Raw genomic sequence first — 14899 nt, forward strand, 5'->3', positions numbered from 1 at the left:
GTAGAAGTCGGCGTCGGAGCCGGCGAGGGCTTCGGCTTCGTCGCCGGTGAGGTTCTTGACGCCCTGGTTGGAGTGGAAGTGGTACTTGACCCAGAACCGCTCGCCCTCGGCGTTGATCCACTGGTAGGTGTGCGAGCCGTAGCCCTGCATTTCGCGCCAGGACGCGGGCAGGCCGCGGTCGCCCATCAGCCAGGTGACCTGGTGGGCGGATTCGGGGGACAGGGTCCAGAAGTCCCACTGCATGTCGGCGTCGCGCAGGTGGGAGCCGGGCAGGCGCTTCTGGGAGTGGATGAAGTCGGGGAACTTGATCCCGTCGCGGATGAAGAACACCGGGGTGTTGTTGCCTACGAGGTCGTAGTTGCCCTCGGTGGTGTAGAACTTCACGGCGAACCCGCGCGGGTCGCGCCAGGTGTCCGGGGAGCCGTTCTCACCGGCGACCGAGGAGAACCGGATCAGCATCTCGGTCTCGACACCGGGCTGCAGGAACGCGGCCTTGGTGTACTTGGAGATGTCCTCGGTGGTCTTGAACGTGCCGAACGCCCCGCCGCCCTTGGCGTGCACCACACGCTCCGGGACCCGCTCACGGTTGAACTGGGCCAGCTTTTCGACCAGGTAGTGGTCAGTCAGGATGATGGCACCATCGGCACCAACCGACTTCGAATGCGAATCAGACGTGACCGGCGCACCAGACTGCGTCGTTGAAACAGCGGTCGTTGAAATGGCAGACAATTGTTCTCCTATTACTTTGATACTTACGAGGGACGGTCGAAAAAGCCGGGGGCGGAGGAAGCCTCTCAAAGCGCGGCGCAGTCTTCCTTTGCGGCGGCAGCGCGGGGACGCTCGAGCCGCTCACGACCGGCGTAGACGTTGAGGCTGTGGCCCCTGCTGAAGCCCACCAGGGTCACGCCGGCTTCGGCGGCAAGGTCCACCGCCAGGCTTGACGGCGCACTCACCGCGGAAAGGACCGGGATGCCGGCCAGCGCCGCCTTCTGCACCAGCTCGAAGGACGCCCGGCCGGACACCTGCAGGACGGTGCCGCGCAACGGCAGCATTCCCTGGCGGAGGGCCCAGCCCACAACCTTGTCCACCGCATTGTGGCGGCCGACGTCCTCCCGCAGGCAGAGCAGTTCGGGTTCGCCGCGGTCAACGCGGAACAGGCCCGCGGCATGCACGCCGCCGGTTTTGTCGAACACCGCCTGCGCCTCGCGCAGGCGCTCCGGCAGCCCGGCCACAACGTCCACCGGGACCCGCAGGCCGTCCCGGGAGGGATCGAAGTGCAGGGTCTTGCGGACGGCCTCGATGGATTCGGTGCCGCAGATGCCGCAGGAACTGGAGGTATAGACATGCCGCATGGTGTCCGGCAGGGGGACGTCGGGGCGCAGCTGGGCGTCCACCACGTTGAAAGTCTGCTCCTCATCGGGTCCTCCGGCGCAAAAACGCAGCGAAACCAGTTCGGAGGCGGAACGGATGACGCCTTCGGACACGAGGAACCCGGCTACGAGGTCGAAATCGTCCCCGGGCGTCCTCATGGTCACGGCGAAGGAGCGCCCGCCCAGGCGGATTTCCAGCGGTTCCTCGGCAGCGAGGATGTCCTCCTTGAAGCGGACAGGATACTCGGTGCCGGAGCCGTCCAGGGTAAAGCGGTGGATCTTGCGGCGCTGGATCATGCGGGCCATGGAGTGCTCCCTCCCGGGGTGGCGGAAGAGTGGACGGCCTGCGTCCAGGGCAGGGGCAGGACGGCGACGGGCTGGCCTGAATCCACACCCTCGGGAGGCACAACCATGACGGCGTCCGCCCACGCCAGCCCGCGCATCATGCCAGGGCCGGTGCGCCCCACCGGGAATGCCAGTCCGGACAGGAACCGGCAGGGGATCAGGCGGGTCCTGCCATTCCCGGCCTTGGCTGCGGCAGCAGGCGCACCCGCGCTGTCTGCACCGCACCCGCCGTCCGGCTCGACGTCGCTGCCCGAGCGGACGTACTCAAGCTCCTGCAATGGCTGGTTGGCCAGTGCCGAGAGCAACGGCACGCCAATGGAGGCCAGCGCCATCATGGCAGCCAGGGGATTGCCCGGAAGTCCGACGATGAAGCGGCCGTCGGCGAGTACGGCCAGGACGGCGGGGTGCCCGGGACGCATGGCGATGCCGTCCAGCAGGATCGTGCCGCCGAGTGCGTCCACGGCGTCACGGAAGTGGTCTGTTCCGGATTTGCCGGTGCCGCCGGTGGTAATCACAACCTCGGCCCTGGCGCCCGGCAGGCCGGCGTCGCCGAGTGCCTCGAGCCAGGCGTCGAACGAGTCGCCGATCCGGCGGAAGGTGCCGGCAGTGCCGCCAAGCGAGGAGATGACCGTACCCAACTGCGGGCCGAAAGTGTCCCTGACCTGGCCCGGGGCGGGAACCCCGGCCGTTACCACCTCGGCTCCGGTCAGGATCACGGATACCAGTGGCCTGGCCTGGACTTCCAGCTGGTCGTAGCCTGCAACGGCCGCCAGGGCAATGTGAGCGGGGTTCAGGAGGGTGCCGGCCGGGATAAGGGTCTCACCGGCGAGTGCTTCGGTGCCCGCGGGACGGATGTGCTGGCCTGTCCGGGGCTCACCCGGCTTGGCGTCCTGCCGCAGCGTGAGTGCCTGGCGGCCTTTGCTGTCGTGCCCGACGACGCCGCTTTCCTTCCGGAGCACGGCTTGGGCGCCGCGGGGCACCAGGCCGCCGGTGGCGATGACGCTGGCCCGGCCGGATGGAAGGGGCTGGCCAGGGTCGACCAGCAGCCACGGTCCCCTGCCGTTCAACGCCCATCCGTCCATGGCAGCGGAGGCGTAGTGGGGAAGGTCCTGCATGGCGGTCACGGGCGAAGTCAGAATCCGTCCGGCCGCTTCGTGCAGGGCAACGGTGACGGGAGGGAGGGGGCTGGCTGAATCGAAGGCCAGTTGCCGGGCCTCGGACCAGGCGGGCGCATGGGCGCCGGCTTGTGGTGTCCAGGCTGCCGGAGCATCGACGCTGAGCTCGCTGGCGATCATTGAGGCCCCTAACGTGCATAAATCGGCCCGGCAGCAGGTGCCGGGCGGTGGGCGGTGTCGCCGCATCCCCGTTGCCCGGGAACGGTGCTCCGATGAGGAATACCTCCCCAGGTTTCAGGCCATCGGAGCACCAGTCACGGGCAACGGAGATGCTGATATCTATGAGTGACGATCAAAGATATATCAGTTACATACTACGTGAATTCCCGGTACCGTGTCTAGACTTTTTCGGGAATCAGGATGGGTGACTGCGTCCGCGCCGCCTCGGTGGTGTGGAGCAGCAGCAGCGCAGTCGTCACCGAGCCAACGCCGCCCGGGACGGGCGTCAGGGCGGCAGCAACGCCGTCGACGCTTGCGTCCACGTCGCCCACCAGCGAGCCGTCGGGCAGGACGTTGGTACCGACGTCGATCACGGTCGCTTTCTCCGAGATGTGGCTGCCGTTAAGCAACCCGGTCCGTCCGGCGGCGACCACAACAATATCCGCGTCCCTGGTGTACCGCTCCAGCGGGCCCGACCGCGAGTGGCACACGGTGATGGCCGCGTCGCGCTCCAGGAGAAGGAGCGACAGCGGCTTGCCCACCACAGCTGACCGGCCAACCACCACAACGTCCCGGCCGGCCACCGGCACTTCATAGTGGTCGAGGATTTCGACGACGGCGCGCGCCGTTGCGGGGGCGAAGGCCGGCTGCCCCACGGCAAGGCGGCCCAGGCTGAGGGGGTTGGCGCCGTCGATGTCCTTTTCCGGTGCGATGAGCCCCACCAGGGCGTCGGTGCGGACTCCTGCCGGCAGCGGCGTCTGCAAAATGATGCCGGTCACGGACGGCTCAGCGCTGAGGTCCCGCAGGACGCTGGCCAGCACCTGTTCGGTGGCGTCGTGGCCAAGGTCGATGATGCGGCAGCCAATGCCGGCGGATTCCGCGGCGCGTTCAATGGAGCGGACGTACCAGCGGGTCGATTCGTCGTCGGTGGCCATCACAACCGCCAGGACGGGACGCACGCCCTCCTGCTCGAGGCTGCGGACCCCGTCGACGACTCTTTGCCGGATGATGCCGGCAAGCGGCTTTCCGGAAAGCGATGCAGTGCTCAACTAAGGATCCTTTCACGCACGCGGGCCACCAGGTTGTCGGCTGCCAGGACGACTTTGTCCTCGAGGCCGTCCGTCTGCAGGGCCAGCGCCGACCGGGCGTCCTGGTCCTTGATGGCCACCACGTTGATGTCGATGTTCACGCGGGCGGTGGTAGCGGCTGCGCGGGCAGCATCCGCTGCTGCCGCGACGTCGCTGATGACGTTCGGGTTGGCCACGTCGAAGAGTTCGGTGGCCAGGTCAACCACAGCACCGGCCACGCTGATGAGGTCCGCGGGGGTCTGTGCCGCATTGGCGAGTGCCGCCTGGATGGTGGCGGCCTTGGCGGCTTTGAGTTCCTCGGTGTCCGAGGGGAGCTTGTAGGAGTCAATGACGGCCTGGAAGGCATGTTCATCGGCGTCCGCCAGGCGAAGGGCCTCCGCGGCGAGGCCGTCAGCGGCGGAAGTGACACGCTGCACCAGGGCGGCGTGCTGTTCGTACTTGGCGCCGGTGGTGTAGCGCGCCACCATGGCCACGAGGGCTGCGCCCTGTGCTGCATGGAGTGCTGCTGCCGCGCCGCCGCCGGGGGTGGGCTGCCGGGACGCCAGCCGCGTGATGTAGCTGTCGATTGTTTCTGAGCTGATCATGTGTCCGTTCCTGGGACTGGAGCTGTAGATGGCCGTATACGGGAGGCGGCCCGGACCCGTTGCGAGGGGAAGTCCGGGCCGCCGCCCTTGGGGATGGCTGCGGAAACTAGCCGCGGAGCCTGGTCATCGTGGGGTCGTACAGCGGATCCTGGGTGACGGTGGCGTCGATGCGGCGTCCGAAGTACTCGATTTCGACCGAATCGCCGACCGATACTTCACTGGGAAGGTAGGCGTAGGCGATGGGCTTGGCCACGGTGTAGCCGTAAGCCGCGCTGGTCACGTAACCAACGGCCTGGCCCTTGTAGAACACAGGTTCCTTGCCCAGCACGATGCTGCGGCCGTCGTCGACCGTCAGGCAGCGAAGGCGGCGTGCGGAGCTTTCCTCGGTGCGTCCTTCCAGGGCGGCCTTGCCCACGAAGTTCTCCTTGGCCATCTTGACGGCAAAGCCCAGGCCGGCCTCGAACGGATCGTGCTCGGTGGTCATGTCGGTGCCCCAGGAGCGGTAGCCCTTCTCCAGGCGGAGCGAGCTGAATGCCGCGCGGCCTGCGGCGATGATGCCGTGAGGCTGGCCGGCCTTCCACAGTGCGTCCCAAAGGCGCTGGCCGTTGTCCGCGCTGGTGTACAGTTCCCAGCCGAGCTCACCAACGTAGGACAGCCGCATGGCGGTGACCGGGACGCCGCCGATAACAACCTGCTTGGACCGGAAGTACTTCAGGCCATCGTTGGAGAAGTCGTCGCTGCTGACCGCGCCGACCACTTCACGGGCCAGCGGGCCCCACAGGCCGATGCAGCAGGTGCCGCCGGTGGTGTCGCGCACCTGGACCCAGTCGCTGGCAGTGCCGCTTTCGGTCTGGTGCCGGGCGGCCCGCTCGAAGTAGGCGGTGTCGATGTTGCCGTTGGCGCCGAGCTGGAAGGTGTCCTCGCTCAGGCGGGCCACGGTGATGTCGCTTCGGACACCGCCGGCCTGGTCCAGCAGGAGCGTGTAGGTGACGGCCCCGGGCTTCTTGTTGAGGTCCGCAGTAGTCAGTTCCTGCAGCAGCTTGAGGGCGCCCGGTCCGGAGACCTCAAGGCGCTTTAGCGGCGTCATGTCGTACATGGCGACGGCGGTACGCGTCTTCCATGCTTCGGCCGCAGCGATGGGCGAGCTGAACATGCCGGACCAGGCGTCGCGTGCCGGCGGCTGCCAGTCTGCCGGCATTTCCTTGAGGAGTTCGGCGTTGGCCTCGAACCAGTAGGGGCGTTCCCAGCCGCCGCCTTCCAGGAAGTATCCACCCAGCTGCTTGTGCCGGGCGTGGAACGGGCTGACGCGCAGGTTGCGCGGGGACAGCTTGGGCTGGAGCGGGTGCAGCACGTCGTAGATCTCCACGAAGTTCTGCTGGGACGTTTCGCTCACGTACTCCGGAGTCAGCTGGACTTCCTCGAAGCGGTGGATGTCGCAGTCGCCCAGGTCGATCGAGGACTTGCCCTCCACCAGGAGCTCGGCCACGGCGCGGGCGATGCCGGCTGAGTGGGTAACCCAGACGGCCTCGGCCACGAAGAAGCCGTCCAGTTCCTTGGACTCGCCGACCAGCGAGCCGCCGTCCGGGGTGAAGGAGAAGATGCCGTTGAAGCCGTCCTCGATCTCGCTTTCGCGCAGGGCGGGCAGGATCTGCTTGGTGGCTTCCCAGGCCGGGAGGAAGTCCTCGAGGGTGAAGTCGAGGCGCGAGGGCATGTTGTGCTCGCTGATCTCGTTCGGCTTGAAGCTGCCGAGCTCGTCCAGGTCAACGGGCATGGGTTTGTGGGCGTAGGAGCCGATGCCGTAGCGGTCGCCGTGCTCGCGGTAGTAGAGGTCCTGGTCCTGGTGGCGGAGGATAGGCAGCTGTGCGCCGTTGGGCAGTTCGTTCTTGCCCTTCTGGGCCGGAACCGGGGTGGTCTTGACGTACTGGTGGGCCAGGGGAAGCAGCGGCACGGACATGCCGATCAACTCGCCGACCTTGGCGCCCCAGAAGCCGGCGCAGGAGACGACGATGTCTGCCGGGATCACGCCGTCGGGCGTCTGGACCCCGGTGACCCGGCGGCCGGACTGCTCAATGCCGGTGACTTCGGTGTTGCCGATGTACTTCACGCCGGCGGCCTCGGTGCGCTTGATCAGCAGCTGGACCGCGCGGGCGGCGTTGGCCAGGCCGTCGCTGGGAACGTGGAGGCCGCCGAGGATGTCCTCTTCGTTGATGAGCGGGTAGAGCTCCTTGCATTCGGCCGGGGAGAGGATGGAGCCCTCGATGCCCCACGCCTGTGCGTAGCCGAGCTTGCGCTTCAGGTCCGCGAGGCGGGTTTCGGTGGTGGCGACTTCAAGCCCGCCCACCTGGTTGAAGCAGCTGACGCCGTCCTCGGTCAGGGACAGCAGCTTTTCCACCGTGTATTTGGCGAAAAGCGCCATGGACTTGGACGGGTTGGTCTGGAAAACCAGGCCGGGGGCGTGGGACGTGGAGCCGCCCGGCATGTTGAGCGGGCCCTGGTCCAGGACCGTGATGTTGTTCCAGCCCCTGGTGACGAGTTCGTCGGCCAGGTTGGTTCCGACGATGCCGGCCCCGATGATGACAATACGTGGCGTCGATTCCATATGGTTCTCCTGCTGAATCTTGTTGATGTGCTGCTGGTGTCGCGGTACCGGTTAGCGGAAAACCACGGTGCTGGTTTCGTCCAGCAGGACGCGGTGCTGGCAGTGCCAGCGGACGGCGCGGGACAGGGCGAGGGCTTCGGCATCCTGGCCAACGGTGGAGAGGGCGCTGGGGCCGTAGCTGTGGTCCACGCGGATGACTTCCTGCTCAATGATCGGTCCCTCGTCCAGGTCGGCAGTGACGTAGTGGGCGGTGGCGCCGATGAGCTTCACGCCGCGTGCGTGGGCCTGGTGGTAGGGCTTGGCGCCCTTGAAGCCGGGGAGGAAGGAGTGGTGGATGTTGATCGCACGGCCTTCGAGGGAACGGCAGAGGTCGTTGGAGAGCACCTGCATGTACCGGGCAAGGACGACCAGGTCGACGTCGTATTCCTCCACGAGCTCCAGCAGGCGGCGCTCGGCGTCCGCCTTGGTGTCCGGGGTGACCGGAATGTGGATGAAAGGCAGGCCTGCAGCCTCGGCCATGGCGCGGTGGGTCTCGTGGTTGGAAACAACCAGGACCAGCTCGGCGCCCAGGCTGCCGCCGCGCCAGCGGAAGATGAGGTCGTTCAGGCAGTGCCCGAACTTGGACACCATGACCAGGACGCGCTGCTGGGTCTGGTCGTGGAAGCTGAACTTCATGTTGAACCGGTCTGCGATCGGACGGAACTCTTCTTCGAGCTGGTCCGGGGTGTAGGCCGGGGAACCGGAGAACGCGGTGCGCAGGTGCAGCGTCTCGCGGAGGCTGTCGTCGAACTGCTGGTGTTCGTCGATGTTGAAGCCGCGGTCGAACAAGAACGTCGTGACGGCCTGGACAATGCCGGCGCGCTCGACGCATGACAGGGTGAGTACGAATTTCTGGGTCTGCTCCTGCTCCTCGACGAGCTTCGGCAGCGTGGCCGTTGATGAGGCCGTCTCCACAAGGGTCATGTCGCCCTCCTCCTTTAGATATATTCCTGAACATCGGACTGATATATTAGGTTGGAGATCAGCGTATACTGGTCCCTGAGTGAGGTCAACAGTTTTTTCCGATGCGAAGAAAGAGGTTCTGCGGTGGCGTTCGAAACTTTGGCAGTCTCCGACGATGCCGCCAGGAAGTCGCTCGCTGACGTGGCCTACGAGAGCATCCGCGACAGGCTGCTGTTGCTCGACATCAAGCCGGGTGAGCTCTTGAATGACGACGCGCTGGCCAAGGCCCTGGGAGTGGGACGAACCCCCATCCGGGAGGCCCTGAAGCGGCTGGAGTTGGACCGGCTTGTTGTGACATATCCCCGCCGCGGCACTTTCGCGACGAGGGTGGATGTCACCGACCTTTCCTATATCTCTGAGATCCGCGCACAGCTGGAACCCCTTGCTGCCGCTCGGGCCGCCCGGGTGGCTTCCGAAGCTGTCAGGAAGCATCTGCACGACATACTGGACGAAGTGCAAGCTTTCAACGTGCAGGGTGCGACGATCGTTGAGACGCTTCAGTTGGACGCCAGGGTCCATCAGGGGATGTATGCGGCCGCCGGTAACCCGCACCTGGAAGACATCCTGATCCGCTACGACAATCTGGCCACCCGCATCTGGTGCATGGTGATGGACCGACTGCCGGACCTGTCCCTGCATGTCCACGAGCACGTGAACCTGCTGCGGGCCATCATCGACGGCGACGAGGACAAGGCTGCAGAGCTGGCCCGCGCCCACGTCAGCGGTTTCGAACACGCCGTGCGGGAGGCGCTCTTCAGCGCTTAGTCAGTGCCCGCGACTGGAGGGCCTGATCTCCGGCGGGCACGCATTGACACTTTATGTGACGTGGAACATACTTTCCTCATGAACTGATATATCAAACACATATCAGTCTGCGGTTTCAGGCCGTATCAATGTCGATCAACGATTCCGGAGGAAAGAAGTGAACCCAGTCGCAGCACCCGTCGAGGCCAAGAAGGACAACGAGCTCGGGCTGCGTCCCGACTGGGCGAAGCTTCCCGGCCACACTGTAGAGGTCTGGCTGCAGGGGGAATATGTCGCCCGCGGCCTCGTCGAACAGGCAGCCGAGGACGATTCTGTGCTGTGGCTTGCCGGTGCCGGCGCGGACACCCGCCGCCTCTTCGACAAAGGCACCGGCTACCAGGTTTGGCTCTAGCCATCCCGATTGCCGGGGTTCCCGCCCGCTACCTCAGTCCGCGGCTGTGCGCCAGGGCGATCGCTTCGCTCCGTGAAGTCACCTGGAGCTTCCGGAACAGGTTGCGCACATGGAACTTCACGGTGTTCTCGCTGATATTGAGGGCCGCGGCAATGTTCCGGTTGCGCTGGCCGGCTGCCAGCAGCTGAAGGACCTCCAGTTCCCGGCTGGCCAGGTTCCACCCTGAGACGTCCCCCGGCGTCGCCGGGGGATCCAGCGGCAGGGTCACCGAGATATCCGCTCCCCATCCCTGCATCAGGTCAATCTCCATGCGGCCCGAAAGTGCCTGCACCTGGCGCTGCAGCCGGCCCATGGCGGGCGCTTCAGTGGGCAGCCCGCCGTTGCCGTCATCCCGAACGTTGATCAGCAGGTTTTCGCCGTCGCAGTCCCACTGCGTACGGACCCGACGGACCTCCGGCTGTTCCATCACGGCCAGCAGCAACCCCCGCACAATGGCCCTCGCCGCAATCGCCACCTCACCCGGCAGCGCCCTGCCGTTCAGGGGCGGCTCGATGAACTGCACGTCAATGCCGCTGAACCTCGTAAGCGGACGCAGGTCGTCCCGCAGCCGCTCGAACGCGGATGCCACCGGTTCCTCAACCAGGTCCGTTGTCCTGTCGCTATGCGTGCGAAGCTCAACCAGCGCCCGCGCCGCCACGTCGGTGACGGATGACCGTGCCGCCGCATCGTCAAGGGTGGAAGACCGCGCGGCCGCGAGCAAGGTTTCCAGGGTGGTGGAATGCAGATCGACCAGCTCGCTGGTAACCCTCAGCCGCTCGGCGGACGCTGCCCGGGACTCCACGAGGTAGGAGGGGGCGGCGTCATTGACCTTCTCCTGGATGCGCCGGGCGGTGAGTTCCCAGAGATACCGCACCATGCGCAGGGCTTCACCCGCAGTGCCGCCCCGTCCGTCCGTGTACGTGATGACCAGCAGCGCGTTGCTGGGCGGGTAGGTCAGCGCAAGGACTTCCCGTTCCCTGCCCGCTACATGGGCAGTTCCCGTCCACGCCGCATCGCCGGCGAGTGAATCCCGCAACTGCTGCAGTTCAGCGATGGTGACCTTGGCGACGACCTCCTCGTCCCCGGCCTTCTTTTGGGGCCGCCCCGTGCACTCCTCGGTGAAGATCACCAGGGCGTCGCCGGCGGCGTAGGGGAGGACCGCTTCCCGCAGCCGCTCGGCGATGCGGTTCAGCGGCGCATCAGCGATCCGGGCAATGGCATGAAGGAGCGGCCATTGTTCGGACCGCTGATGCGCCGCCGGTTCGGGCAGGACGGCAAGAGCTATCGCCGTCGAAGACTCAGTCATGCAGCAAGCGTAAGGGACGAGCCGGGCAGGGGACTACCCGAAAGGGTAGTTGGAACCATCCGGAATTAGCGTTCCGCCTACCCCGAAATGACAGGACGATGGATTCCAGGCCCACGCAAGAGGAGGACTAGTGAATTCGACCGTCATGACCGAGCCAGGCTTGGAGGCAACCCCGGAAGCAATCGCCGGCAATGTCTCCCTCGTCCTGGAGGAGGTCACGGGCACCGCGACAGCCATCAGCGAAGAGCAGCTGGCCGCCGTCTCAACACTGCTGGGGCGCGCCGACCGGATCTTCGTGGCCGGCGCCGGCCGCAGCGGCCTGGTGCTGAGGATGGCTGCGATGAGGCTGATGCACCTCGGCCTGAACGTGCATGTGGCCGGTGACACCACCACGCCCGCAATCCGCGAAGGCGACCTGCTCCTGGTCGCCTCCGGCTCGGGGACAACGTCCGGTGTGGTCAAGGCTGCAGAGACCGCAGCCAAGGCACAGGCACGGATCGCGGCCTTCACCGCGAACCCCGGATCACCGCTGGCAAACCTGGCAGACGCCGTCGTCGTCGTTCCTGCCCAGCAGAAGACCGACCACGGCTCCGGCGTCTCGCGCCAGTACTCGGGCAGCTTGTTCGAGCAAGTGCTCTTCGTGGCCACCGAGTCCCTGTTCCAGTCCCTGTGGGACACCGCTGACGTGCCGGCTGAACAGCTGTGGCTGCGGCACGCCAACCTCGAATAAACCTGTCCGCATTACATCCGGGCAAACCCCTACAGAAAGCAGAACCAATGAAACTCCAGGTAGCCATCGACCTCCTCACCACCGAGGACGCCCTCGAGCTGGCCGGCAAGGTCGCCGAGTACGTTGACATCATCGAGCTGGGCACCCCGCTGATCAAGGCCGAAGGACTTTCCGCCATCACCGCCATCAAGCAGGCCCACCCGGACAAGCTCGTTTTCGCCGACATGAAGACCATGGACGCAGGCGAGCTGGAAGCCGAGATCGCCTTCAAGGCCGGCGCCGACCTTGTGACCGTGCTTGGCAGCGCTGACGACTCCACGATCGCCGGGGCCGTCAAGGCGGCCAAGGCACACAACAAGGCCGTTGTTGTCGACCTGATCGGTATCGCCGACAAGGCCACCCGTGCCAAGGAAGTCCGCGCCCTGGGCGCCAAGTTCGTAGAGATGCACGCCGGCCTGGACGAGCAGGCCAAGCCCGGCTTCGACCTGAACGGCCTCCTCCGCGCAGGTGAAGAGGCGCAGGTGCCCTTCTCCGTCGCCGGTGGCGTGAATGCCGGTACCATTGCAGCCGTCCAGGCCGCCGGTGCCGATGTTGCCGTGGCGGGCGGTGCCATCTACGGTGCTGCAGACCCGGCCCTGGCCGCCAAGGAACTCCAGGCTGCCATCAGCTAACCCTTTTTCCATCGGGAACGGCCGGCGGCCCCACCTGTACAGGTGGGGCCGCCCTCGTTTTCGAGCGAGGCAAGCAGGGAACATCCCCTGCCGGATCAGCGTCCTCACCGACGCCGACGCAGTCCCTCGGCGACTGCCTCGCCGAGGGACTGCGACTGCCTCGCCCCGGACCCTGTCTTGCGAGAGGTGCTTGCCGCCGTCGGACGCCCTGTTGCAGCCTCCCAGGCTGGCACCTGGACAGCCGATGCTGTTCCGGCCGCTGGGCGGGCCTCCTCTTGACGGCCCAGGGCCTTTTCCCGCACAACAAAATCCGGCCCCGGTGGTTTCCCACCGGGGCCGGATTTCTTTGCGTGCAGTTTCCGGTCGTGCTTACTTCCGGTTTGTGCTTACTTCCGGTCCGTGCTGACTGCCGTCGAGCCCTTCGTGGAATTACCTGCGGGGCAGGCCTCCGGATCGGGGCAGCTCTCCGCGCAATCGTGCCGGGTTACCAGGTCGAACTGGACTCCGCCGTGCTGCTCCACGCCTGTCTTGATGGCCCGCTCAACCACCGAGGTGGCGAGGCGGCGGCGCAGCGACAGGGGATCCCGCCGCAGGTCCTTGGCCAGCGCGAAGCAGAGCAGCAGCATGACGACGACGAAGGGGAGGGCCGCAACGATGGTGATGCGCTGCAGGCCTGACAACGCCTCGGAGGGCTCATCACCGCCAGCCAGGAGCATCACGGCCGCAACGGCGCCCGTCAGCGAACCCCAGAAGATCACCAGTCCGCGCTTGGGCTCCGAGGATCCGTTGGAGCTGAGGGAGGACATGATCAGCGACGCGGAGTCGGCGCCCGTGATGAAGAAGATGGCCACCAGCACCATGGCCAGGACAATCACGGCTGCCGTGAGCCACTCCGGCATGGAGAGGTTCTTCACCAGATTGAACAAGGCACCGTCGAAATCGATGGACGCGACACCGTCAGTCACGGTCATCAGGCCGGGCTGGTTCGCTTTGTCGGCTTCCTGCTGGATGTTGAAGGCGGTGCCGCCGAAGATGCCGAACCAGATCACGCTGACGATGCTGGGGACAAGCAGGACGCCGGTGACAAACTGGCGGATGGTGCGGCCGCGGCTGATGCGGGCGATGAACATGCCTACGAAGGGCGTCCAGGAGATCCACCAGGCCCAGTAGAAGATGGTCCAGCCGGACATCCAGGCCCGCAGTGCCTCGTCACCCACGGCTTCGGTCCGCGAGGACATGGTGGCCAGGTCCCGGGCATAGTCGCCGACGGCGGCCGGGATCAGGTTGAGGATGAACAGCGTGGGGCCTGCGATGAAAACGATCACGGCCAGGACGACGGCGAGCACCATGTTGATGTTGGAGAGCCACTGGATGCCGCGGCTGATGCCGGACACCGCGGAAGCGACGAAGCAGGCGGTCAGGACGGCGACGATGGCCACCAGTACGGGGGTGCCAAGCTCACCCACCCAGCCGTTGGATGTCAGGCCGCTGCCGATCTGCAGGGCGCCGAGGCCCAGCGAGGCGGCCGTTCCGAAGAGGGTGGCGAAGATGGCGAGGATGTTGATGAACTTCCCGACCGGTCCTTCGACGGTCCGGATGCCGAACAGGGATGTGAAGGCGGCTGAAATCAGCTGCTTGCGGCCCAGCCGGTACGTGCCGTAGGCCATTGCGATGCCCACGACGGCGTACATGGCCCAGGGGTGCAGGGTCCAGTGGAAGATGGACGTTGCCATCGCCGTCTGGATGGCTTCCGGCGTGCGGCCGTCAACCGTGCCCGGCGGCGGCGAAATGAAGTGGTACAGGGGTTCGGCGACGCCGTAGAACATCAGCCCGATGCCCATGCCCGCCGCGAACATCATGGCGACCCACGAGACGGTGCGGAATTCCGGCTTTTCGCCGTCCTTGCCCAGCGGGATGTTTCCAAACTTGCCAAGGGCAAGCCACAGGACGAAGACAACAAAAAGGGAGGCAAGGACCATAAAGAGCCAGCCGGTGTACTCCATCACCCAATCGAGGGCTTCCTTGGAGGTGCTGGAGAGGCTGTCCTTGCCAAGGAAACCCCAGATCACGAAGGCGACGGCGATGGCGCCCGTGATTCCGAAGGTGGTCTTGTCCAGGATGAGCTTGCGGTTGCGGCGTTCGGTAACGGCCTGTTCGGTTTTGGTCTGGCGCAGTTCCTCGAGGATCTGCTCATATTCTTCCGTGTCCGGAGCGATGGTCGTTTCCGTTTCAAGGGCAGCGTCCAGCGCAGTGTCCGCGTTTTCGGTTGCCTTGGGATCGGGAGCTGCCAGCGGATCGTTGTCCGCGGCTGGCTCGGAGGGTTTAGGGGACGTTAGTTCACTGTTCAGTGCCAAGAGCGGGTCCTTTTGCTCGGCGATTAATGTGCTTGCTTCTTATGCACGGCCGCTTGCGTGGCTTTGGGCGGAAGGTTGGGGCTTCACACCGGGCCGATGGCCATGATGGTTGTGTCGACGAGGGGTACTGCCGGGATGGTTCCGTGCAGGAGTCCTCGACAGCGAAGAGCTAGCCGTCCTTCATTTCGAAAGCGGCAATGGGCGGAGCGCTGTCCAGCCAAACTGCCTCCCCCGGGGCAAGATCACTGAACAAGCAGGCTATGTGCATAGTGCACCTCTTTAGGTCAGGTTCTATTCGTTTATGCGAGGCCCGGAAGCCCC

General features: G+C 65.7%; 13 protein-coding genes. 4 read left to right on the forward strand and 9 right to left on the reverse strand.

What is annotated here, in order from left to right; translation table 11 throughout:
• The 7 genes from ACYQ1Z_RS03015 to purU form a co-directional block, all read right to left on the reverse strand.
• Positions 1-729 (reverse strand): catalase (locus ACYQ1Z_RS03015; protein WP_459790986.1); only part of this gene is annotated, 729 nt, incomplete at its 3' end.
• 65 nt (positions 730-794) lie between these two features.
• Positions 795-1676 (reverse strand): formate dehydrogenase accessory sulfurtransferase FdhD, encoded by an 882-nt coding sequence (gene fdhD, locus ACYQ1Z_RS03020; protein ID WP_459790987.1) that lies wholly within the window; start codon positions 1674-1676, stop codon positions 795-797.
• On the reverse strand, positions 1664-3010 hold the full coding sequence (locus ACYQ1Z_RS03025; protein WP_459790989.1) for a molybdopterin molybdotransferase MoeA: 1347 nt from the start codon (positions 3008-3010) through the stop codon (positions 1664-1666). The genes fdhD and ACYQ1Z_RS03025 overlap by 13 nt, the downstream gene beginning before the upstream one ends.
• Before the next feature lie 218 nt (positions 3011-3228).
• A complete protein-coding gene (locus ACYQ1Z_RS03030; protein ID WP_459790991.1) occupies positions 3229-4098 on the reverse strand; it encodes a bifunctional 5,10-methylenetetrahydrofolate dehydrogenase/5,10-methenyltetrahydrofolate cyclohydrolase in 870 nt (289 codons plus the stop codon).
• On the reverse strand, positions 4095-4721 hold the full coding sequence (locus ACYQ1Z_RS03035; RefSeq protein WP_459790993.1) for a cyclodeaminase/cyclohydrolase family protein: 627 nt from the start codon (positions 4719-4721) through the stop codon (positions 4095-4097). The genes ACYQ1Z_RS03030 and ACYQ1Z_RS03035 overlap by 4 nt, the downstream gene beginning before the upstream one ends.
• Positions 4722-4827: 106 nt before the next feature.
• Positions 4828-7320 (reverse strand): GcvT family protein, encoded by a 2493-nt coding sequence (locus ACYQ1Z_RS03040; protein WP_459790995.1) that lies wholly within the window; start codon positions 7318-7320, stop codon positions 4828-4830.
• Positions 7321-7371: 51 nt separating this feature from the next.
• A complete protein-coding gene (gene purU, locus ACYQ1Z_RS03045) occupies positions 7372-8283 on the reverse strand; it encodes a formyltetrahydrofolate deformylase (RefSeq protein WP_459790996.1) in 912 nt (303 codons plus the stop codon).
• A gap of 123 nt (positions 8284-8406) precedes the next feature.
• On the opposite strand from purU, the gene ACYQ1Z_RS03050 reads away from it, so the two are divergent.
• Positions 8407-9087: a GntR family transcriptional regulator gene (locus ACYQ1Z_RS03050; protein WP_459790998.1), complete on the forward strand. Its 681-nt coding sequence runs from the start codon at positions 8407-8409 to the stop codon at positions 9085-9087.
• A gap of 157 nt (positions 9088-9244) precedes the next feature.
• On the forward strand, positions 9245-9478 hold the full coding sequence (locus ACYQ1Z_RS03055) for a hypothetical protein (protein WP_459791000.1): 234 nt from the start codon (positions 9245-9247) through the stop codon (positions 9476-9478).
• A 28-nt stretch (positions 9479-9506) separates the two neighbouring features.
• Here ACYQ1Z_RS03055 and ACYQ1Z_RS03060 read toward each other — a convergent pair whose 3' ends face one another.
• Positions 9507-10823 (reverse strand): response regulator transcription factor, encoded by a 1317-nt coding sequence (locus tag ACYQ1Z_RS03060; RefSeq protein ID WP_459791001.1) that lies wholly within the window; start codon positions 10821-10823, stop codon positions 9507-9509.
• A 145-nt stretch (positions 10824-10968) separates the two neighbouring features.
• On the opposite strand from ACYQ1Z_RS03060, the gene hxlB reads away from it, so the two are divergent.
• The gene (gene hxlB, locus ACYQ1Z_RS03065; protein ID WP_459791223.1) at positions 10969-11553 is read left to right on the forward strand and encodes a 6-phospho-3-hexuloisomerase; all 585 of its coding nucleotides are present in this window, start codon (positions 10969-10971) and stop codon (positions 11551-11553) included.
• A 47-nt stretch (positions 11554-11600) separates the two neighbouring features.
• On the forward strand, positions 11601-12224 hold the full coding sequence (hxlA, locus tag ACYQ1Z_RS03070; RefSeq protein ID WP_459791002.1) for a 3-hexulose-6-phosphate synthase: 624 nt from the start codon (positions 11601-11603) through the stop codon (positions 12222-12224).
• Between the two features lie 386 nt (positions 12225-12610).
• Here hxlA and ACYQ1Z_RS03075 read toward each other — a convergent pair whose 3' ends face one another.
• On the reverse strand, positions 12611-14578 hold the full coding sequence (locus ACYQ1Z_RS03075; protein WP_459791004.1) for a BCCT family transporter: 1968 nt from the start codon (positions 14576-14578) through the stop codon (positions 12611-12613).
• Positions 14579-14899 lie beyond the last annotated feature (321 nt).

It is taken from the genome of Arthrobacter sp. AD-310, assembly GCF_054656615.1.